The sequence below is a fragment of the Stenotrophomonas sp. P5_A9 genome (assembly GCF_056400525.1).
Window position 1 is genome coordinate 16,227 of the sequence record NZ_JBFULC010000017.1, and the last position, 18,583, is coordinate 34,809.

19 protein-coding genes are annotated in these 18,583 nt (G+C 67.5%); 13 read left to right on the forward strand and 6 right to left on the reverse strand.

Going from position 1 to position 18,583, the window contains the following annotated elements; translation table 11 throughout:
• The first annotated feature begins 33 nt into the window (after positions 1 to 33).
• Positions 34 to 1,215 carry a GDSL-type esterase/lipase family protein gene (locus tag AC1DR7_RS07200; RefSeq protein ID WP_457319042.1) on the forward strand — a complete coding sequence of 394 codons (1,182 nt, stop codon included), beginning with the start codon at positions 34 to 36 and terminating at the stop codon, positions 1,213 to 1,215.
• The gene (locus AC1DR7_RS07205) at positions 1,212 to 2,315 is read left to right on the forward strand and encodes a sugar kinase (protein WP_457319043.1); all 1,104 of its coding nucleotides are present in this window, start codon (positions 1,212 to 1,214) and stop codon (positions 2,313 to 2,315) included. The genes AC1DR7_RS07200 and AC1DR7_RS07205 overlap by 4 nt, the downstream gene beginning before the upstream one ends.
• Positions 2,316 to 2,341: 26 nt before the next feature.
• Here the strand turns inward: AC1DR7_RS07205 and AC1DR7_RS07210 are convergent, their stop codons facing one another.
• Positions 2,342 to 2,770: an NUDIX domain-containing protein gene (locus AC1DR7_RS07210; protein ID WP_457319044.1), complete on the reverse strand. Its 429-nt coding sequence runs from the start codon at positions 2,768 to 2,770 to the stop codon at positions 2,342 to 2,344.
• A gap of 125 nt (positions 2,771 to 2,895) precedes the next feature.
• Positions 2,896 to 3,468, reverse strand: a complete 573-nt coding sequence (locus tag AC1DR7_RS07215) for an OmpO family porin (RefSeq protein ID WP_137191825.1) — start codon at positions 3,466 to 3,468, stop codon at positions 2,896 to 2,898.
• 696 nt (positions 3,469 to 4,164) lie between these two features.
• On the opposite strand from AC1DR7_RS07215, the gene AC1DR7_RS07220 reads away from it, so the two are divergent.
• Together AC1DR7_RS07220 and AC1DR7_RS07225 are read left to right on the forward strand one after the other, a co-directional pair.
• Positions 4,165 to 4,527, forward strand: coding sequence for a DUF1428 domain-containing protein (locus AC1DR7_RS07220; protein ID WP_478051199.1), 363 nt, complete (start codon positions 4,165 to 4,167; stop codon positions 4,525 to 4,527).
• Between the two features lie 88 nt (positions 4,528 to 4,615).
• Positions 4,616 to 5,185: a metal-dependent hydrolase gene (locus tag AC1DR7_RS07225; RefSeq protein WP_457319581.1), complete on the forward strand. Its 570-nt coding sequence runs from the start codon at positions 4,616 to 4,618 to the stop codon at positions 5,183 to 5,185.
• 51 nt (positions 5,186 to 5,236) lie between these two features.
• Here the strand turns inward: AC1DR7_RS07225 and AC1DR7_RS07230 are convergent, their stop codons facing one another.
• The 4 genes from AC1DR7_RS07230 to AC1DR7_RS07245 all read right to left on the reverse strand — a co-directional run bounded on the left by AC1DR7_RS07230 (position 5,237) and on the right by AC1DR7_RS07245 (position 10,161).
• Positions 5,237 to 5,914, reverse strand: a complete 678-nt coding sequence (locus tag AC1DR7_RS07230; RefSeq protein ID WP_457319582.1) for a hypothetical protein — start codon at positions 5,912 to 5,914, stop codon at positions 5,237 to 5,239.
• A 118-nt stretch (positions 5,915 to 6,032) separates the two neighbouring features.
• The gene (locus tag AC1DR7_RS07235) at positions 6,033 to 6,782 is read right to left on the reverse strand and encodes a TSCPD domain-containing protein (RefSeq protein WP_478051197.1); all 750 of its coding nucleotides are present in this window, start codon (positions 6,780 to 6,782) and stop codon (positions 6,033 to 6,035) included.
• 87 nt (positions 6,783 to 6,869) lie between these two features.
• Complete coding sequence (locus tag AC1DR7_RS07240; RefSeq protein ID WP_478052744.1) at positions 6,870 to 7,823, reverse strand: histone; 954 nt, start codon at positions 7,821 to 7,823, stop codon at positions 6,870 to 6,872.
• A gap of 181 nt (positions 7,824 to 8,004) precedes the next feature.
• The gene (locus AC1DR7_RS07245) at positions 8,005 to 10,161 is read right to left on the reverse strand and encodes an adenosylcobalamin-dependent ribonucleoside-diphosphate reductase (RefSeq protein WP_478076433.1); all 2,157 of its coding nucleotides are present in this window, start codon (positions 10,159 to 10,161) and stop codon (positions 8,005 to 8,007) included.
• 304 nt (positions 10,162 to 10,465) lie between these two features.
• On the opposite strand from AC1DR7_RS07245, the gene AC1DR7_RS07250 reads away from it, so the two are divergent.
• The 9 genes from AC1DR7_RS07250 to AC1DR7_RS07290 all read left to right on the forward strand — a co-directional run bounded on the left by AC1DR7_RS07250 (position 10,466) and on the right by AC1DR7_RS07290 (position 18,560).
• Positions 10,466 to 11,893, forward strand: a complete 1,428-nt coding sequence (locus AC1DR7_RS07250; RefSeq protein WP_478051227.1) for a Do family serine endopeptidase — start codon at positions 10,466 to 10,468, stop codon at positions 11,891 to 11,893.
• A gap of 133 nt (positions 11,894 to 12,026) precedes the next feature.
• Positions 12,027 to 12,392 (forward strand): hypothetical protein, encoded by a 366-nt coding sequence (locus AC1DR7_RS07255; RefSeq protein WP_256777031.1) that lies wholly within the window; start codon positions 12,027 to 12,029, stop codon positions 12,390 to 12,392.
• A 6-nt stretch (positions 12,393 to 12,398) separates the two neighbouring features.
• The gene (locus AC1DR7_RS07260) at positions 12,399 to 12,899 is read left to right on the forward strand and encodes a phage holin family protein (RefSeq protein ID WP_478051228.1); all 501 of its coding nucleotides are present in this window, start codon (positions 12,399 to 12,401) and stop codon (positions 12,897 to 12,899) included.
• Positions 12,896 to 13,372, forward strand: a complete 477-nt coding sequence (locus tag AC1DR7_RS07265; RefSeq protein ID WP_457318415.1) for a protein sip-5 — start codon at positions 12,896 to 12,898, stop codon at positions 13,370 to 13,372. The genes AC1DR7_RS07260 and AC1DR7_RS07265 overlap by 4 nt, the downstream gene beginning before the upstream one ends.
• 111 nt (positions 13,373 to 13,483) lie before the next feature.
• The gene (locus AC1DR7_RS07270; RefSeq protein ID WP_457318416.1) at positions 13,484 to 14,575 is read left to right on the forward strand and encodes an AI-2E family transporter; all 1,092 of its coding nucleotides are present in this window, start codon (positions 13,484 to 13,486) and stop codon (positions 14,573 to 14,575) included.
• Between the two features lie 47 nt (positions 14,576 to 14,622).
• Positions 14,623 to 15,333: an HAD family hydrolase gene (locus AC1DR7_RS07275; protein WP_457318417.1), complete on the forward strand. Its 711-nt coding sequence runs from the start codon at positions 14,623 to 14,625 to the stop codon at positions 15,331 to 15,333.
• A 23-nt stretch (positions 15,334 to 15,356) separates the two neighbouring features.
• Entirely contained in the window at positions 15,357 to 16,724 is a 1,368-nt protein-coding gene (locus AC1DR7_RS07280; RefSeq protein WP_256777038.1) for a leucyl aminopeptidase family protein, read from the forward strand.
• Positions 16,725 to 16,890: 166 nt separating this feature from the next.
• Positions 16,891 to 18,003 (forward strand): catalase family peroxidase, encoded by a 1,113-nt coding sequence (locus AC1DR7_RS07285; RefSeq protein ID WP_478051229.1) that lies wholly within the window; start codon positions 16,891 to 16,893, stop codon positions 18,001 to 18,003.
• Positions 18,000 to 18,560 carry a cytochrome b gene (locus AC1DR7_RS07290; RefSeq protein ID WP_457318419.1) on the forward strand — a complete coding sequence of 187 codons (561 nt, stop codon included), beginning with the start codon at positions 18,000 to 18,002 and terminating at the stop codon, positions 18,558 to 18,560. The genes AC1DR7_RS07285 and AC1DR7_RS07290 overlap by 4 nt, the downstream gene beginning before the upstream one ends.
• The last annotated feature ends 23 nt before the right edge of the window (positions 18,561 to 18,583 follow it).

An 18,583-nucleotide genomic window follows, 5' to 3' on the forward strand; every position in this document is an offset into this window, starting at 1 on the left:
GATATGTTCTGCTGACCGCCTGGGAGGGCTGCCATGCTGCGCTGGACCACTGCACTTTCAATTGCACTTGCCACCAGCGCCGCTGCGCTGCCCGCCCATGCCCAGGTCTGGGTGCCGGCATGGACCGCCTCGCCGGCACCGGACCGCCTGGACGGCACGCCGGAGGCCCCGGTGCAGTTTGCCCGGCAGACCGTGCGCCAGGACATGCGCCTGGCCAGCTCGGCCACCGCGCTGCGCTTCCGCATCAGCAATGAACTGGGCGATGCGCCGCTGACCATTGGCGGCGCCTCGGCCCAACGCACCGGCACGGCCACCCCGGCCAAGCTGGTCACTTTCAATGGTCGCAGCGAAGTGGTGGTGCCCGTGGGCGCCGCCCTGCTCAGCGACCCGGTGGCGATGACGGTGCCGGCCTTGGCCGATGTATCGCTCACCGTGTATTTCCCCGAACCGACCAAGCCGGCCGTGCGGCGTACCGCACTTCGCATCGTCGACGGCCGCCAGGCCGAGGTGGGCGACAAGGTCAAACTCGCCTACCGGCAGAACGTGGTGTCGGCGGTGCTTGCCGAACGCGCCAGCAAGCCGGTGGTGGTGGTCGCCCTGGGCGATTCGATCACCGAAGGCGCCACGGCCACGCGCGGCAGCAATGGCGATTGGCCGGCGCTGCTGTCCGCGCGCCTGCAGCAGGCCTGCCCGGACCGGGTGGTGGTGGTCAACGCCGGCATCAGCGGCAACAAGGTAATGGACCACGGCCGCAGCCACAGCGCGCTGGCGCGGCTGGACCGCGACGTGATCGCGCTGCCCAACGTGAGCAAGGTGATCGTGTTCGAAGGCATCAACGACATCCGCCACGACGGCGGCACCCCGCCCAAGGCCGGCCGCAACGCCGAGGACATGGTGCTGGGCTACCGGCAGATCGCCGAGCGCCTGCACGGCAACGGCATCGGTGCGATCGCGGCGACCATCACCCCGTTCGGCGGCTCGGACCGCTACGAGCCCACCGCCGCCGCTACCCGCACCCAGCTCAACACCTGGATGCGCGGCGGCCGCAGCGGCTATGACGGCCTGATCGACTTCGACCAGATCCTGCGCGACCCGGCCAACCCGGAAAACCTGCCCGAGGACATTACCCGCGACCACCTGCATCCCAACGATGAAGGTTACCGGCGCATGGCCGAGGGCATCGACCTGGGCCTGCTGGGGTGCAAGGCACGATGAGCACGCAGCAGTTCGCGCTGGCCGCAGCGCACGGCCAGCGCTGGGATGCACTGGCGCTGGGCGAGGTGATGCTGCGCTTCGATCCCGGCGAAGGCCGGATCCGCAACGCACGCCAGTTCAACGTGTGGGAAGGCGGTGGCGAGTACAACGTGGCGCGGGGCCTGTGCAGCACCTTCGGGCACCGCAGCGGGGTGTTGACCGCGTTGCCGCGCAACGAACTGGGTGCGCTGGCCCAACAGCTGATCCAGGCCGCTGGCGTGGATACCGGCCAGATCCTGTGGCGCGACTACGATGGCATCGGCCGCAACACCCGCATGGGCCTGAACTTCACCGAGCGCGGCTTTGGGGTGCGTGCACCGCTGGGCATCTCCGATCGCGTTACCTCGGCCGCCTCGCAGCTGCAGGCGCACGAGTACGACTGGGACGTGCTGTTCGGCCGCGACGGCGCGCGCTGGCTGCATACCGGCGGCATCTTCGCTGCGCTGTCCGAGCACAGCGCGCAGACCGCCATCGCCGCGGTGCGGGCCGCGCGCCGGCACGGCGTGGCGGTGTCCTACGACCTCAACTACCGCGCCAGCCTCTGGGACAGCCATCCCGACCCGGATGCCGCCCGGCATGCCAACTGCGCCATCGCCGCCGAGTGCGATCTGCTGGTGGGCGATGAGTACTCGTTTGCGGCGTGCCTGGGCATGGACCTGGCCGACCTGGGTCGACGCACTACGCCGATGGATGTGGGCCCGGCCGACGCCGCCGCGCAGCGCGCGCTGCAGCGCTTCCCGAACCTGCAGGCGGTGGCCTTCACCCTGCGCGACGCCAGCAACGCCGCACGCAATGGCTGGGGCGGTGCATTGCGTACGCGCGAGACATTGTTCGTCTCGCGCACGCGTGAGGTCGACCTGCTCGATCGCGTGGGCGGCGGCGATGCCTTCGTGGCCGGCGTGGTACACGCCCTGCTCAGCGGCAAGGGCGAACAGGCCGCGGTGGAACTGGGTGCGGCGCATGGCGCGCTGGCAATGTCCACGCCGGGCGACAACGCCTGCGCCAGTCTGGAAGAAGTGGAAGCGGTGGCACGCGGCGACAGCGCCGCCGCCAAGCGCTGAGCCGGCCCCGCCCGCAGCGCGACCGTTCAGTGCGCCATTGAAAGATGCGCCAGCGCGCGCAACGTGGACACGGTCAGCGGCGTGGGCAACGCATCGGGGGTAAACCAACCCAGGGCGAGCAACGCCTCTGGTTCCTTCACTGCCGCTACCTGCGTTTTATCCTGCGCACGCACCAGATACACCGGCGCCACCCAGTGCTGGCCCAGCGCCGGTTCGAAATGGTCCACCACGCACAACAACCGCTCCACCGCCACGCGCAGCCCGGTTTCTTCCTCGACCTCGCGGATCACCGCGTGTTCGACGGTTTCCATCCAGTCCACCTTGCCGCCGGGCAGGCCCCAGTGGCCTTTCTCCGGCTCGCGCCCGCGCTGCACCAGCAGGAGTGCGCCATCGGCACGCTGCACGACGGCACCACAGCCAAGCCGGGGGTGTTGAGGATCGGAGGGCGTGGTCATGCGGGAGCCTTGGGTGTGAGAACGCGCATTATCGACGGTGCCGCGCGAAGAACGAGAAAGGCCCGGCAATGCCGGGCCTTTCCTGCCACGCCGTTCAGGCACGTGGCGATGCGGTCACGCTGGAATTACCAGCTGAAGCGCGGGCCGACCGACCATTCCTTGTCACCATGGCGATCCATCTTGATGTCGCCGTTGATGCCCCAGTTCTGGTTCAACTTCACCTGGCCACCCAGGCGGCCGTAGAACTGGCCATCCGGATTGACGCCGTGCTTCTTGCTGTAATCCTCGTAGCCGGCCATCGCATAGACTTCGGCGTGCTGGCCGAACGCGGTACGGATACCGGCTTCAGCGCTGTAGCCGTTGAAGTCCAGGCCTTCCTTCGGGTCGAACTTGTTGTAGGCAACGCGGCCCACGAAGTCGGTGCTGTTGCCGATTTCCTGGTTGTAGCCAACGCCGACGCGCCACTGGTCAACCTTGAAGTTGCCGATGTCGGTCTTCTGCTGGTTGTACTCACCGAAGGCGTGGAAGTTCGGCAGGAACGCATAGGAACCCTTCACGCCCCAACCATCGGCCTTGCCGCCGTCTGCGTCGGTCTTGACGTAGTCGCCTTCGGCGTAGTTGTAGGACAGGCCTTCAGCAGCCGAAGCGGCGAACGGCAGGGCGGCGGCGAGGGCCAGGGCAATCAACGAAGTCTTCATGGGGGTACACCTTTTTGTCGTGAACTGCTTGCAGCCAGCGCGGACGCCGCTCTGCATCGGGAATGTAAATTCTCCGTTATTCGCCACAACCCGCCCTGAAGTCGATAGGTTTCATATCAGTGAATTTTTGGCGGCGGTTCAGTTGCGCTCTGGCATATACGCGCGCGCTGCGATTTCAGCGGGAAAACAGCGCTGAAGCGTGCATGCGGCGTGATCCTGGCGACGTTGATGCTGAACGACAAGGGAAGGCCACGGCGCCGTGCGGCGATACGCCAGCATCGGCAAACAGCAAATTGGAATCTGGTCACGACGATGCCCTTTCGGGGCGTCACGCGTTGGGGAAGCCGCTCTTGGGGAGTAGTCGGCTAACGCGTCCATCCTCCGTGATACACCGGCAACGCAACGGAGGCGTTGCTCAGGTCGCTCGTGTGGGCGTCCTTTCCGGCTCCCCATCTTCGATGGAATGCGTCAGCCCCGATATCAGGATCTTCCTCGTCGGCGTTCGGATTTTTCTGACCCCATACGTGCATGGATGCTTGCGTACTGTACAACCCGTTGAATTTGCTGGAATTTATCGGCTCAGGGCGATCCTCATCACATCGACAAAGTGCACTGCGGCGCACTGTCGATCGTTCTCCCCCTGATTCGTCGTATGCAGTGAAGGCGCCCATTCCGGTGCGCCATCCGGAGCTTGGCATGGCTTATATCGATGGATTCGTAATCGCCGTCCCCACCGCGAACAAGGACGCATTCCTCAAGCACGCACAGATGTGTGATGCGATCTGCATCGAGCACGGCGCCACCCGCGTGGTGGAGTGCTGGGGCGATGATGTGCCGCACGGCAAACAGACCGACTTCCATCGTGCGGTGGAGGCCAAGGCGGATGAAACGGTGCTTTTTTCGTGGATCGAATGGCCGGACAAGGCCACCCGCGATGCCGGCATGCAGAAGATGATGGATGACCCGCGCATGGATCCGGAAACCAATCTGATGCCGTTCGATGGCAAGCGGATGATCTACGGCGGCTTTGTGCCGGTGGTGGAGCTGAGCGGGACGTAAGGACTTCATCCGGGCCACACAGTGGCCCCATCGTCCGCCCACGCAGAGGCAGGATCCTGACCACTCTACGGTCATCGGTCCTGCCGCGATGTCATCCCTTGCCGGCCATACCTGCGCTGGCCTCACCGCCTTCCTTTGCTGGAACGCGCGCGCGCCGGCGCCCTCGCGGGCGGCGATAGTGCCGTTCGTGTTCCTCGCGGTGTGTCCGGACCTGGACTATCTGGGGATCTGGCTGCTCGGCTATGGCGCCAACCCGCGTCTCACCCACAGCCTGTTGTTCGCATTGATCGCGGCGGTGGCCGCGAACCGGATGGCGAATGCCGTTGGCGTCCAACTGGCGCTGCCGTGGCTGCTGGCGGCCAGCGCCCCGCACCCACTGCTGGATCTGCTGGTGGGCGCGCATCCGGTGCCGCTGTTCTGGCCACTGCAGGCTGGGGTGTCCCTGCCGGGTGTGCTGCCCAGTGCCGGCGCGCTGAAGTTCGACAACGTCTATCTGTGGCGCAACCTGCTGATCGAACTGGGGGTGTTGCTGCCGGTGTTTGCCGCGCTGGTTGTGATGGCGCGCGGTGCGGCGTTGCGCCGATGGCATACCTGGGCGCTGTGCGTTGCGCCGGTCTGGGCCGCGTTTGTCGCCTGGTCGATCAGCCTGCCGCGTTGACGCCTGCGTGGCGCTGCAAGCCGTAATGGCCGACGGGTCGGCCGGGCCTGCTCAACGTGCGTGGCCACTGTCGTCGTCCGCGCCGTGCCCGGCGCCCATCCCGCCACCGCCCATCCCACCCATGCCACCACCGCCGCCGCCCCCACCAGCTTTGCCGCCGGCCTTGTCGCCGTCCCCCTTGCCCTTTGTACCGGCGCTGGGACGGGCCGGCCCCTGCTGCGGGATGGCCACGCTGGCCGGGATCGGCGCCAGGTCGAGCGCGGCGCGGATGAAGTCGCGCAGCGACACCACCAGTTCAGCGGTCTGCACCGGGCGACCCTGCGCCAGTTCGGTGGCCGCGCGCGCGGCCAGCCGCACCTGGTCATCGGTGCCGAGCAGGATGATGTCCGACAGTGCGGCTTCCACCGCGTCGCGGATGCGCCGCGCGCGATCGCTGCCGGCGTCGACGCCGTCGGGCAATGACAGCGCATCGTCCGGCGCGGCGCGGTGCAGGTCGCGCAGATGCCGTGGGTCGACATGCAGCGTACCGGTGAACGACCCGCCCAGCACCTTGTAGGCGGCGATCAGGGTGCGCAGGCGCTCGTTGATCTGCCGGTTCTCGCGCTCGCGCCGCTGCTGCAGGGTCTGCATCACCAGCAGCCGGATGCCGACGCCGATCAGGGTGATCACCGCCAACCCCACCAGGGTGGAAAGCATGGCCTGCCAGGAACTGAAATCTAGACCGCGCATGGCGTCTCCCTTGTCGAGGGGCAACCCTAGCAGGGCGCGTGGACAGACTACGTCGACAGAGGTCGTTCGCCCGCGGCGGTGAGGCTCACCGTACCGGCACTGCGCGACACCGGCGCCCTCACCCGCACTTGGAATACCCGCAGTTCAAACACGTCGCACATCCATCCAGGATCACCAGCGCCTGGGCGTTGCACTTGTGGCACATGCTGGCGCTCGGCGGGAAGCTCGTACCATCGCCGGTGACGGCCAAGTCTTCCTCGTGGTCGGCGGTACTGTCCGGGCCGTGCTGCTCGTACTGGCGGCGTTTTTCTGCGATCAGCGCGCGTTGCGCCGGGCTCAGCTCGGGGTCGTGCAGCAGGCCGATCGACTTGAGGTGCGCTTCGATGATGCTGCCCAGCTCGGCCACCAACGAGGGCATGTAGACGCCGCCGGCCTTGTAGTAGCCACCGCGCGGGTCGAACACGGCCTTCATTTCTTCGACCAGGAACGTCACGTCGCCGCCCTTGCGGAACACCGCGGACATGATCCGGGTCAGCGCGACGATCCACTGGAAATGCTCCATCGACTTGGAGTTGATGAACACTTCGAACGGGCGCCGCAGCTCATGCTCGGTGCCGGGGTTGAGCACGATGTCGTTGATGGTCACGTAGAAGGCGTGCTCCACCAGCGGGGATTTGATCTTGTAGGTATTGCCGATCAACACGTCGGGGCGCTCGATGCGCTCGTGCATCTGCACGATGTTGTCGGAGGGTGCCAGGGCCGGGGCGGTGGCGAGGGCGGGCGCTGCACTGGCAGCGGCCTGGCGCGTCTTCTCCTCGGGGGTGAGCACGGCGTAGCCCTTGATCTTCTGGTCGATCCTGACAGCCATGGTGCGGTTCCTCGTGCGCCTGCAGGGAGTACCCGTCTGCGACCGCGTCACGGCACCTGCCCGGAGGCAGGCGCCGTGCTTACCGACTTACTTGCGGCCGCGCTTGGCCGGGGCCTTGCGGGCCACGGTCTTGGCAGCGCTGGCGCGCTTGGCCGGAGCAGCCTTGCGGGCTACGGTCTTCTTGGCCACGGCCTTCTTGGCGGTCGCGGTCTTCTTGGCCACAGCCTTCTTGGCCACGGCGACCTTCTTGCCGACGGTCTTGCGGGCAACGGCGGTCTTCTTGCCGACCACCTTCTTGGCCGCGGTGGTCTTCTTGCCAACGACCTTCTTGGCCGCTGCGGTCTTCTTGGTCACGGCCTTCTTGGCGGTGGCGACCTTCTTGCCGACCACTTTCTTGGCGGCGGCGGTCTTCTTGCCGACGACCTTCTTGGCCACGGCCGACTTCTTGGCGACCGTCTTCTTGGCCACGGCGACCTTCTTGCCGACGGCCTTCTTGGCGACGGCGGTCTTCTTGCCAGCCACCTTCTTGGCGGTCGCGGTCTTCTTGGCGACAGTCTTCTTGGCCACGGCAACCTTCTTGCCGACGACCTTCTTGGCGGCGGCGGTCTTCTTGGTCACGGCCTTCTTGGCGGTGGCGACCTTCTTGCCGGCAACCTTCTTGGCGGCCTTGGTGGTCTTGGTCACGGCCTTCTCGGCGGCGGCCTTCTTCTTGGCAACCTGCTTCTTCAGCGAGGCAGCTTCGGCCTTGGCGTTGCTCTTGGCCGCTTCCAGCTTCTTCTTGGCGCTGGCCAGGGTCTTGCCGACCGACTTGGCCGCCTTGTCAGCCTTCTTGGCGACGGTCTTCTCGGCCTTCTGCACGGCCTTCTTGACCTTGGCAACCTGGGTGGTGGCAGCCTTGCGTGCGCGCTTGACGGTCTTCTTCACCGAGGCAACCGCATCTTCAGTGGTGGTGGCGATGGTCTCGCCCACTTTGCCAGCCACTTCCTTCACTTCGTCGACGCCCTGGGTCAGGGTCGCGGTCACACCATTGCCGTTGCTCATGATTGCCTCCTATAGGGGCTGGTTAGTCAAATCGCTGGCGATGCTATACCGGCGCGGTCCATCGTGGAACGGTCTTGTCGCAGCCCATGAGCCGCATCTGTGCTTGGCGGGCCGGCGATGCGTGCGCCCGGGCAACCGGGCATCGGCAGCAAACCCCTTTAAAACAGCTTCCGTACATGAATCAGAACTTGCCGTAGTAGCCCTCCTTGAGCGCGTCGAACAGATTGGCGGCGGTGTGCAATTGACCGTCGTACTCGATCTGTTCGTTGCCCTTTACCTCCACAACTGCGCCGTCTTCGAGCTCGAAACGGTAGGTGGTGTTCTCCAGATCGGCCTCCTTGACCAGCACGCCCTGGAACGCGGCCGGGTTGAAACGGAAGGTGGTGCAGCCCTTCAATCCCTGCGCGTGGGCGTAGCGGTAGATGTCCTTGAACTGCTCGTAGGGGTAGTCGGTGGGGACGTTGGCGGTCTTGGAGATCGAGCTGTCCACCCACTTCTGCGCGGCGGCCTGGACATCGACGTGGGCCTTGGGCGAAATGTCGTCGGCAGCGATGAAGTAGGCCGGCAGCCGGGCGTCCTGCGCTTCTGCAAACGGCATCGCGCGCGGGTTGACCCGGTGGCGGTAGGCCAGCAGTTCGTAGGAGAACACGTCCACCTTCGCCTTGCTGTTGCGGCCCTCGACGATCACGTTGCGGCTGTAGTGGTGGGCAAAGGACGGCTCGATACCGTTGGAGGCGTTGTTGGCCAGCGACAGGCTGATGGTGCCGGTGGGGGCGATCGAGCTGTGGTGGGTGAAGCGCGCGCCGACCTCGGCCAGTTCCGCCACCAGCGCCGGGGCGACCTCGGCGATGCGCTGCATGTAACGGCTGTAGCGCGCGTGCAGCACCCTGCCCTCCACCTGCTGGCCAACCCGCCAGCCGTCGTCGACCATCTCCGGGCGTTGGCGCAGCATCGCCGCGGTCACCTCGACGGTCTCCTGCATGATCGGCGCCGGCCCTTTTTCGCGGGCCAGCGCCAGCCCGGTTTCCCAGCCGGCGATGGCCATCTCGCGGGCCACGTCCTCGGTGAACGCGCACGAGGCCGGGTCGCCATAGGTCATCTGCAGCATCGCCAGGGTCGAGCCGAGGCCGAGGAAGCCCATTCCGTGCCGGCGCTTGCGCAGGATCTCCTGGCGCTGCTGTTCCAGCGGCAGGCCATTGACCTCGACCACGTTGTCGAGCATGCGGGTGAACACCCGCACCACCTCCTTGTATTGGTCCCAGTCGAAGCGGGCCTGCGCGGTGAACGGGTCGCGCACGAAGCGGGTGAGGTTGACCGAGCCGAGCAGGCAGGCGCCGTAGGGCGGCAGCGGCTGCTCCCCGCACGGGTTGGTCGCGCGGATGTCTTCGCACCACCAGGCGTTGTTCATCTCGTTGACCCGGTCGATGAGGATGAAACCGGGCTCGGCATAGTCGTAGGTGGACACCATGATCATGTCCCACAGGTGCCGCGCACGCAGCTGGCCATACACCCGGCAGGCGACCAGGCCATCCTCGCGCACCACGTACCCGCGATGGGTCGGCCACGACCGCCACTGCACCTGTGCCTGGTCGGCCAGGTCCTGGTCGGCCGCTTCGGCGCGGGTCAGCGGGAACAGCAGCGGMCAGTCGGCATCGTCTTCGATGGCCTGCATGAAGCCGTCGGTGATCAGCAGCGACAGGTTGAACTGGCGCAGCCGGCCGTCTTCGCGCTTGGCGCGGATGAACTCGCGCACGTCCGGATGCGACACATCGAAGGTACCCATCTGCGCACCGCGCCGCCCCCCGGCCGAGGACACGGTGAAACACATCTTGTCGAAGATATCCATGAAGGACATCGGCCCGGAGGTGTGCGCGCCGGCCCCGGCGACGAACGCCCCGCGCGGTCGCAACGTACTGAACTCATAGCCGATGCCGCAGCCGGCCTTGAGGGTGAGCCCGGCTTCGTGGACCTTCTGCAGGATGCCGTCCATCGAGTCTTCGATGGTGCCCGAGACGGTGCAGTTGATCGTGCTGGTGGCCGGCTTGTGCGCCTGCGCGCCGGCGTTGGAGATGATCCGCCCGGCCGGGATCGCGCCACGGCGCAGTGCCCAGGTGAAGCGCTCGTTCCAGTGCTGGCGCAGTTCGGCGGTGGTTTCCGCATCGGCCAGCGCGCGGGCCACGCGCAGGTAGGTGGCGTCGATGTCCGCATCCAGCGGTTCGCCCTGCCGGGTCTTGAGGCGGTATTTGCGGTCCCAGATATCCAGCGAGGCCGGCTGCAGCGGTACGCCGTCGGCATCGGCGCCTGCGTCGCGGATCTGGTCCAGGGGCAGCGTGCTCATCGCAGGGCAGGCTCCATCAGGCACGGGCCACGGCCTGATCGTTGACGGCGTGTCGTTGCCCCGGACAGCAAACCCAACCTCTTGGGGCAATCCTGCTCGGCGACGCAACATCTTGTGGCCGATGCCTGCCCAGCTTACCCCTGCCGAAGGCGCTGTCAACGCCGACCGAGGGCCGCAGCGCCTGGGACGGCGGGCGCGAATGGAGGCCGATTTCATTCGCGGTTTAGGCGCGGGCGGACACACTCATTCAGCTTGCTTTACCGTATGCATGTCTTTACCTCTTTCGATACGGAACCGCCGGACCATGCGACCGCTCCCGACTCTGCTCACGCTGGCCTTTGCCGCCGCCTTCGGTGGCTTCACCGCCACGGCCATCAACGCGCATCTGGACAACCGTGCCGAAGCGGCACCGGTGTCGCTCACCATTCCCGCCACGGCCGCACTGCCGGCAGCGGTCGCCGGGCAGACGGTGCCGTCGCTGGCACCGATGCTGGAGCGGGTGATGCCGGCGGTGGTGAGCGTCAACACCAAGCAGGTGGTGCGCGTGCGCAACCCGTTCTTCAACGATCCGATCCTGCGCCGGCTGTTCCCCGAAGTGCCGCAGGAACGCATCAACGAATCGCTGGGCTCGGGGGTGATCATCGACGCCAGCGCGGGTCTGGTGCTGACCAACCACCACGTCATCGACAACGCCGACGACGTGCAGGTGACGCTGGCCGACGGGCGCACGGTGAAGGCCGAGTTCCTCGGTTCGGACCGCGATACCGACATCGCACTGATCCGCATCCCCGCCGACAAGCTCACCGCGCTGCCGCTGGGCAACAGCGAACAGCTGCGCGTGGGCGACTTCGTGGTGGCCATCGGCAACCCGTTCGGCTTCAGCCAGACGGTGACCTCGGGCATCGTCTCGGCGGTGGGCCGCAGCGGCATCCGCGGGCTGGGCTACCAGAACTTCATCCAGACCGATGCGTCGATCAACCCGGGCAACTCCGGTGGCGCGCTGGTCAACCTGCAGGGCCAGCTGGTGGGCATCAATACGGCCAGCTTCAATCCGCAGGGCAGCATGGCCGGCAACATCGGCCTGGGCCTGGCCATTCCGTCCAACCTTGCCCGCGACGTGGTCGACCAGTTGGTCAAGCATGGCGTGGTGGTGCGCGGCACGCTCGGCGTGGAAGCGCAGAACCTCACCCAGCAGATCGCCCAGGGGCTGGGCCTGACCGAATCGCGTGGCGCGCTGGTGACGCGCGTGCTGGCCGGGTCCGGCGCCGCCGCGGCCGGGCTGCGGCCGGGCGATGTGGTGGTGAGCGCCAACGGCCAGCGCGTGGACAGCGCGCAGGCCCTGCACAACGTGGAAGGGCTGACCCCGGTCGGCAGCACGCTGAGCCTGGACATCCGCCGCGATGGCAAGCCGCTGCAGCTCAAGGCCACGCTGAAGGAACAGGCGCGTGCGGTCAGCGGCGATACGCTGGATCCGCGCCTGGTCGGGGCCACCTTCGTGGACCTGCCCGAATCGCTGCGCCAGGCCGGTATCAGTGGTGTGCAGGTAAGCGAGGTCAAGCGCGGCAGCCGCGCGGCCACGTCGGGATTGGCCGCCGGCGATGTCATCACCGAAACCAGCGCCGGCGAATTTGCCGACCTGGCCAGCTGGCGCGCCAACTTCCAGCAACGCCCGCCGCAACTGGTGCTGCGCATCGTGCGCGGCAACACGCCTGGCGTGCTGGTGATGCGCTGAACGGCTCAGCCGGTCTTCGCGCGCAACTCACGGGGCGTAACACGCCCTACACCCGGCCGATGCTATTACCTTGCGTTCGTTATCGGGGTCCCTCCCCGGTCACCTTCCCCATCGCACATAACGGAGAGTCACGATGAGCCCCACCAATACCGAAAACCTGAAGGAACACCTGGGCGAAGCCGGTTCGCACCTGAAGTCCGCGGCCAGCGCCGCCGGCGGTGCGATCAAGGGCGCCACCGGCGCGGCCGGCGACGAACTGCGCATCGGCAAGGCCAACGTCAAGGCCGAACTGTCCGACACCGCGCTGTCGGGCCTGGCGGCCGCTGAATTTGGCGGTGCCGCTGCCAAGGAACAGGTCGATGCACTGATGGACAAGGGCAAGGACCTGGTCGACAGCGCTGCCGAGCTGATCCGCGAGCGTCCGCTGGCCTCCTTCGGCGTGGCCTTCGCCGCCGGCTGGATCATCGCCAAGCTGGCCCGCAGCGGCGGCGACAAGTAAGTCGGCGTGAGCGATCAAGCCCAGTCGACCGCTACCGGTGGCGCGGAATCCCCGCCACCGGGCAGCGGTGAAAAAGCACCGCGCCTGGACGAGAGCATCCGCCAGGTCGGTGAGGCCGGCCGTGAGACCGTCGAGTCGGCCAAGCACACCCTGCGCTCGCTGCGACGGTTGGCCTCGGCCGACTTCGCGCTGGCGCGGAGTGCGTTTGGGCGTGCGCTGGCATGGGCTGGCGTGGCGATCGTGTTCGGCGCGTCGGCCTGGCTGTTGCTGGCCGGCACGCTGATCGCCCTGATGCAGCGTTGGGGCCTGTCCTGGTTCCACTCGCTGCTGATCACCTCGGTCGTCAGCCTGCTGGTGACCGGCTATGCGATGTGGCGGGTGTCGTTCTTCTTCCGTCATACCGGCATGCATGCCACCCGCCGGCAGTTGTCTCGGCTGGGGCTGTATGACGAACCCAGCGATGAAGATCCCGATGCCGACGTCGATACGACGGGGGTGAAGCGATGAACTTCGAAGCCTTGCGCCAGCGCGTGCAGCGTGCCGAGCTGGTGGTGGCGGTGCGGGTGGAAAAAACCCGCAGCAGCTGGTTCTCCCTCAGCACCGTCTGGCGTGCCGGGTGGACGCCGATGCGGATCATAACCGTGGGTCTTGCCGGCGGCTTCCTGGCCGGCAAACTGGAACCGACCGGGCTCGGCGCCAAGGTGCAGGGTGCGCGTTGGCTGCAGATGATCGGCTCGGTCTCCAATCTGGTGGCCAGTACCCAGGCCGCGTTCGCCTCGATGCAGGCAGGCGAAGCGGCCGAGACCGCCGAGCAGGCGGCCGACAAGGTGGACGATGCCACCGATGACCTGGCCCGCCCGGCTCCCCGGGCAGCTGCACCCACGCCGCGGGCCAGCCCGCAGCCGCAGCCGCGCGTCGAACCGGCCTCGCCGCAACAGCCGCAACCGGCCGAAGCAGCCACCGATATTTCCGAACGCTGAAACCAGGCCCTGCCGTACTGCGGTGGGGCCTCGCTTTTCCTGCACGGATACAACACGCCGCCCGCACCCGGCTTGCCCAATAATGGCGCTCCCTTCCTGCCCGGCGCCCGCATGAGCGTTCCTGCCGTTACCCCCGACGACACCGTCGCCACTGCCCCACTGCCGCGCCCGCGTGCGCCCATGTCGCTGGTGGTGCTGGCCACGCTGGCGGTCTGTTTCACCCTGTGGGCGGCCCAGGAAGTGATCCTGCCGGTGCTGCTGGCGATGTTCTTCGCGCTGGTGGGCAACCCGATCCTGCGCCTGCTCGGCAAGCTGTGGATTCCGCGCTTCCTCGCGGCGGTGCTGGTGATCGGCGCGGGCCTGAGCGGCGCGGCGGCACTGGGCGTGCAGCTGGTCGGCCCGGCGATGGAATGGGCGCAGGAAGCACCGCAGCAACTGCGCAAGGTGGCGCGCCAGGTGCAGGATCTGACCAAGCCGGTGCAGCAGGCCAACCAGGCCGCGGAGAACTTCGCGCGGGTGGCCGGCGGCGAAGGCAGCCGGCGCGTGCAGATCGTGCGCACCCAGCTCGATGACCCTTACAAAGTGCTCACCCGTGCACCGCGGCTGGCCGCCTCGGTGCTGGCAGTGGTACTGCTGACGCTGTTCTTCATGATCTACGGGCAGAGCCTGCAGAAGCATGCGATCGCGCTGTTCCCCAGCCGCCAGCAACAGCGCTTCACCACCGACATCCTGCGTTCGATCGAACGCGAGGTATCGCGCTACGTGCTCACCATCACCGTGATCAACACGCTGGTGGGACTGGTGTTTTCCGGGGTGTTGCTGCTGCTGGGCATCAGCCTGCAGGAAGCGCTGCTATGGGGCACGGTGGCTGCGCTGCTCAACTTCGCCCCGTACGTGGGCCCGTTGATCGGGGTGGCGTTGATGCTGCTGATGGGCTTTGTGGAGTTCAGCGATCCGCTCAAGGCGCTGCTGCCGGCCGCCTGCTACCTGGCCCTGCACACGGTGGAAGGCCAGGTGGTCACGCCGATCGTGCTGGGCCGCCGCATGGCGATCTCGCCGCTGATCCTGATCCTGGCACTGATGGTGTTCGGCTGGCTGTGGGGCATGGTCGGGCTGCTGCTGGCGGTGCCGCTGCTGGTCTGCATCAAGCTGGTGCTGGCGCGGTTGGAGGGTACCCACGGGTGGGCGCGGCTGCTTGAATGAACCGATCCGGGCATGCCCGCCCCGGATGGCAGGCGTAGAATGGGCGGGTGAATTTCCCAGTCCAAGCCATCACCCTCGACCTCGACGACACCTTGTGGCCGTTCGCCCCCATCGGCGCGCGCATCGACCAGGTGTTGTTCGACTGGATGCGCCAGCACAGCCCCGCCACCGCCGCGATGTACCCGGTGGCGGCCATGCGCGAACTGCGCGAGCGCTCCTTCCACGCCAACCCGCACCTGCACCATGACCTCAGCGCGCTGCGCCGGTTGACGCTGAGCGAGGCGCTGGAGAAAAGCGGTGCCGACCTGGCCCTGCTCGAACCGGCCTATGAAGCGTTCTACGCCGCGCGCAACCAGGTGGAGTTCTACCCGGACGCGCTCGACGCGCTGGCGCGGATCGCCGCCAAGGTGCCTGTCGCCGCGCTCAGCAACGGCAACGCCGACCTGCAGCGGATCGGCCTGGCCCACCATTTCTCCTTCCAGCTGGGCTCGCGCGAACACGGCGCGGCCAAGCCGGCGGCCAGCATCTTCCACGCCGCCTGCGACCGCCTGGGCATTGCCCCCGCGCATGTGCTGCACGTGGGCGACCACGCCGACATGGACGTGGTTGGTGCGATGCAGGCCGGCCTTCGTGGTTGCTGGATCAACCGCGAAGACCACGCCTGGCCCCATCCTTCGCTGCAGCCCGACCTGCAGTTCGACACCCTGACCGGGCTGGCCGACTGGCTGGATGCCAACGCATCCGTCGCTCACGCCTGACCACGAACGGAGCCCTACCCCGCATGACCCAGATCAACGGTTTCACCGCCGATACCTCCAAGGCGCTGCCGCTGCACGTGATGAACCGCGAGCAGTTCGGCGCGTGGCGCGCGCAGCAAAGCGCGGCGCAGCTGGCCTGGATCGACGCACAGCACTTCAACGGCAGCGGCGGCAGCGTGGTGCTGCTGCCTGGTGAGCATGGCCTGGCCGGTGCGATCGTCGGTGTGGGCGATGCCGGTGATGCCTATGCCTACGCGCATGCGCCGTTCGCACTGCCCGAAGGCAGCGTGTGGCAGCTGGCCGATGCATTGCCGGCAGAGATCGAAACCCTGCTGCACATCGGCTGGGGCCTGGGCAGCTACCGCTTCGCGCGGTACCGCAAGCCCAATCGTGCACCGGCCCAACTGGCGGCCACGCCGTCGGCCGAAGTGCGCGATGTGGTGACTGCCAGCCTGCGCGTGCGCGACTGGGTCAACACGCCCACCGAAGACATGGGCCCGCAGCAGCTGGAAGACGCCGCGCGCGAGCTGGCCAGCGCGCATGGCGCGCAGATCGAGGTGATCACCGGCGATGCGCTGTTGGAGCAGAATTTCCCGTCCATCCACGCAGTGGGCCGCGCCTCGCATCGCGCGCCGCGCCTGATCGTGCTGCGCTGGGGCAAGGCAGGCCAGCCGCACGTGGCGCTGGTCGGCAAGGGCGTGTGCTTCGACACCGGCGGGCTGGACATCAAGCCGGGCGATGGCATGCGCAACATGAAGAAGGACATGGGCGGCGCCGCGCACGCACTCGGGCTGGCCGGGCTGATCATGGCCCAGCAGCTGCCGGTGCAGCTGACCCTGCTGATCCCGGCGGTGGAAAACGCGATCGGCCCCGATGCCTTCCGCCCCGGCGAAGTGATCGCCACCCGCAAGGGCCTGAGCATCGAGATCGACAACACCGATGCCGAAGGGCGGGTGATCCTGGCCGATGCGCTGACCTACGCCAGCGAACAGCAGCCGGAGATCGTGCTCGACTTCGCCACCCTCACCGGTGCGGCACGGATCGCGCTTGGCCCGGACCTGCCGGCGTTGTTCAGCAACGATGACACGCTGGCCCAGCAGTGGCTGCAGGCCGGTGAAGCGGTGCGCGATCCGGTCTGGCGCATGCCGCTGTGGCGCCCCTACCTGCGCTACCTGCACAGCAACATCGCCGACCTGGCCAACGCCGGCTCGCGCATGGCCGGTTCGGTCACCGCCGCGCTGTACCTGGAGCGTTTCATCGCCGAAGGCCAGCGCTGGGCGCACCTGGACGTGTACGCCTGGAACGATGGCGAGCGCCCGGGCCGCCCGGCCGGTGGCGAGGCGCTGGCGTTGCGCTCGGCATGGACCATGCTCAAGACGCGTTACGCCTGAGTCGGCCGGGCCCTGCCCGGTCCTGCCGTGACACCCACAGATCCCCGCTTCGGCGGGGATCTGCATTTGGAAGAGTTGTCGAAAATGTGAATATCGGCGTCGCCCACGTTCTGACACCATGGCCCGGTCGCCCACCCACACGCTTTGTGAAGGCAGGAATCCAGACATGTCACTCTTCGGCTCTTCCCGTGCCGGCCGCGAGCCGGGCGCACCGCGACCACCGTCGCCGCTGCTGTGGATCGCGCTGATCGCCTTGATCGCCGGCCTGCTGGTGCTGGCCTTTGCCTGGCTGGCCGGCTGGATCGGCCGCGACCGCATCACCGCGCAGACCTTCACCGACAGCATCGAGGCCACCGGCCCGCCGCAGCCGGGCTTCCGCCGCGCGCATACCAAGGGCGTGTGCGTGAGCGGCACGTTTCAGGGCACGCCGGAAGGCGTGGCGCTGAGTTCGGCGCGCGTGTTCCGGCAACTGCAGGTACCGGTGCTGGGCCGGCTCTCCATCGGCGGCGGCGACCCGCACGGTGCCGACGCCAATGCGCGCGTGCGCAGCATGGCGTTGCAGCTGGTCAGCGATGATGGCCAGGAATGGCGGACGGCGATGAACAGCTTCCCGTTCTTCGCCGTGCCCACCAGCGAGGCCTTCCTCGAACAGACCCGCGCCGGCATCCCCGATCCGGCCACCGGCAAGCCGGACCCGGCCAAGATGGCCGCCGTGCTGGCCAAGTACCCGTCCGCGCGTGCGTTCGGGCAGTGGGCCAAGACCGCGCCGTGGTCCAGCAGTTGGGCCGACACCACCTACAACGGGGTCAACGCCTTCCGCTTCACCGCCGCCGACGGCAGCCATCGCTTCGTGCGCTGGAGCATGCGGCCGCAGGCGCCCTTCGTGGAAATGACACCGGCGCAACGCGCGAAAGCCGGGCTGGATTACCTGGCCGACGAGTTCGCCCAGCGGCTGGCCCAGGGCCCGGTGCGCTGGGACATGTGGGTCAGCATCGCCGAGGCGGGCGACCCGATCGACGATCCGTCACAGGTGTGGCCGGCGCAGCGCCGCCAGGTGAAAGTGGGCACGCTCAGCCTGGTGTCGATGCAGCCCCAGGCCATCGGCGCCTGCCGCGACCTGAACTACGATCCGTTGATCCTGCCCAGCGGCATCGCCGGTTCCGACGATCCGATCCTGGCCGCGCGGTCGGCGGTGTACTCACAGTCGTTCAACCGCCGCGAGCGCGAAATCGCCAGCGGCAAGGGTGCGGCGGCCACCGGCAAGGAGAGTGCGCGATGAACCGCGATTCGGGCCATTTCAACCTTACCGCGCGCGTGCTGCACTGGCTGATGGCGGCGATGATCCTGACCATGCTGTTTGTCGGCGTGGGCATGGTGGCGGCGCTGCACTGGCGGCCGATGCTGGTCGACCTGCACCGCCCGCTCGGCATCGCGATCCTGCTGCTGGTGATCGTGCGCCTGTACAACCGCCTGCGCCATCGGCCGCCGCCGTTGCCCGCCGATCTGCCGGCCTGGCAGGCGTTCGCCGCGCATGCCTCGCACTGGGTGCTGTACGGCCTGATGCTGGCGATGCCGCTGATCGGCTGGTCGATGCTCTCCGCCGGCGGCTATCCGATCGTGATGTGGCCGGGCTTCAACCTGCCGGCGATTCTGCCGCACGACCCGTCGCTGTACGCGGCGCTGCGCAACGCGCACAGCCTGTTCGCCTACGCGCTGTTCGCCACGGTGGTGGCGCATCTGTCCGCGGCGCTGTTCCATCTGTGGGTGCGCCGCGACGGGGTGTTCCAGGCAATGGCGAAGGGCCCGGAGAAAATCCGCGACGACCGCCCCCGGTAGTACCGGCCGCTGGCCGGCTTCTC

What these genes read in the sequence shown, in the direction of transcription:
- AC1DR7_RS07240 (WP_478052744.1), bottom strand. Translation starts at nt 7,823, where the DNA reads ATGAGCAACGGCAATGGTGTGACCGCGACCCTGACCCAGGGCGTCGAC.
- AC1DR7_RS07230 (WP_457319582.1), bottom strand. Translation starts at nt 5,914, where the DNA reads ATGCGCGGTCTAGATTTCAGTTCCTGGCAGGCCATGCTTTCCACCCTG.
- AC1DR7_RS07220 (WP_478051199.1), top strand. Translation starts at nt 4,165, where the DNA reads ATGGCTTATATCGATGGATTCGTAATCGCCGTCCCCACCGCGAACAAG.
- AC1DR7_RS07270 (WP_457318416.1), top strand. Translation starts at nt 13,484, where the DNA reads ATGAGCGTTCCTGCCGTTACCCCCGACGACACCGTCGCCACTGCCCCA.
- AC1DR7_RS07290 (WP_457318419.1), top strand. Translation starts at nt 18,000, where the DNA reads ATGAACCGCGATTCGGGCCATTTCAACCTTACCGCGCGCGTGCTGCAC.
- AC1DR7_RS07215 (WP_137191825.1), bottom strand. Translation starts at nt 3,468, where the DNA reads ATGAAGACTTCGTTGATTGCCCTGGCCCTCGCCGCCGCCCTGCCGTTC.
- AC1DR7_RS07250 (WP_478051227.1), top strand. Translation starts at nt 10,466, where the DNA reads ATGCGACCGCTCCCGACTCTGCTCACGCTGGCCTTTGCCGCCGCCTTC.
- AC1DR7_RS07210 (WP_457319044.1), bottom strand. Translation starts at nt 2,770, where the DNA reads ATGACCACGCCCTCCGATCCTCAACACCCCCGGCTTGGCTGTGGTGCC.
- AC1DR7_RS07265 (WP_457318415.1), top strand. Translation starts at nt 12,896, where the DNA reads ATGAACTTCGAAGCCTTGCGCCAGCGCGTGCAGCGTGCCGAGCTGGTG.
- AC1DR7_RS07285 (WP_478051229.1), top strand. Translation starts at nt 16,891, where the DNA reads ATGTCACTCTTCGGCTCTTCCCGTGCCGGCCGCGAGCCGGGCGCACCG.
- AC1DR7_RS07235 (WP_478051197.1), bottom strand. Translation starts at nt 6,782, where the DNA reads ATGGCTGTCAGGATCGACCAGAAGATCAAGGGCTACGCCGTGCTCACC.
- AC1DR7_RS07255 (WP_256777031.1), top strand. Translation starts at nt 12,027, where the DNA reads ATGAGCCCCACCAATACCGAAAACCTGAAGGAACACCTGGGCGAAGCC.
- AC1DR7_RS07280 (WP_256777038.1), top strand. Translation starts at nt 15,357, where the DNA reads ATGACCCAGATCAACGGTTTCACCGCCGATACCTCCAAGGCGCTGCCG.
- AC1DR7_RS07225 (WP_457319581.1), top strand. Translation starts at nt 4,616, where the DNA reads ATGTCATCCCTTGCCGGCCATACCTGCGCTGGCCTCACCGCCTTCCTT.
- AC1DR7_RS07205 (WP_457319043.1), top strand. Translation starts at nt 1,212, where the DNA reads ATGAGCACGCAGCAGTTCGCGCTGGCCGCAGCGCACGGCCAGCGCTGG.
- AC1DR7_RS07200 (WP_457319042.1), top strand. Translation starts at nt 34, where the DNA reads ATGCTGCGCTGGACCACTGCACTTTCAATTGCACTTGCCACCAGCGCC.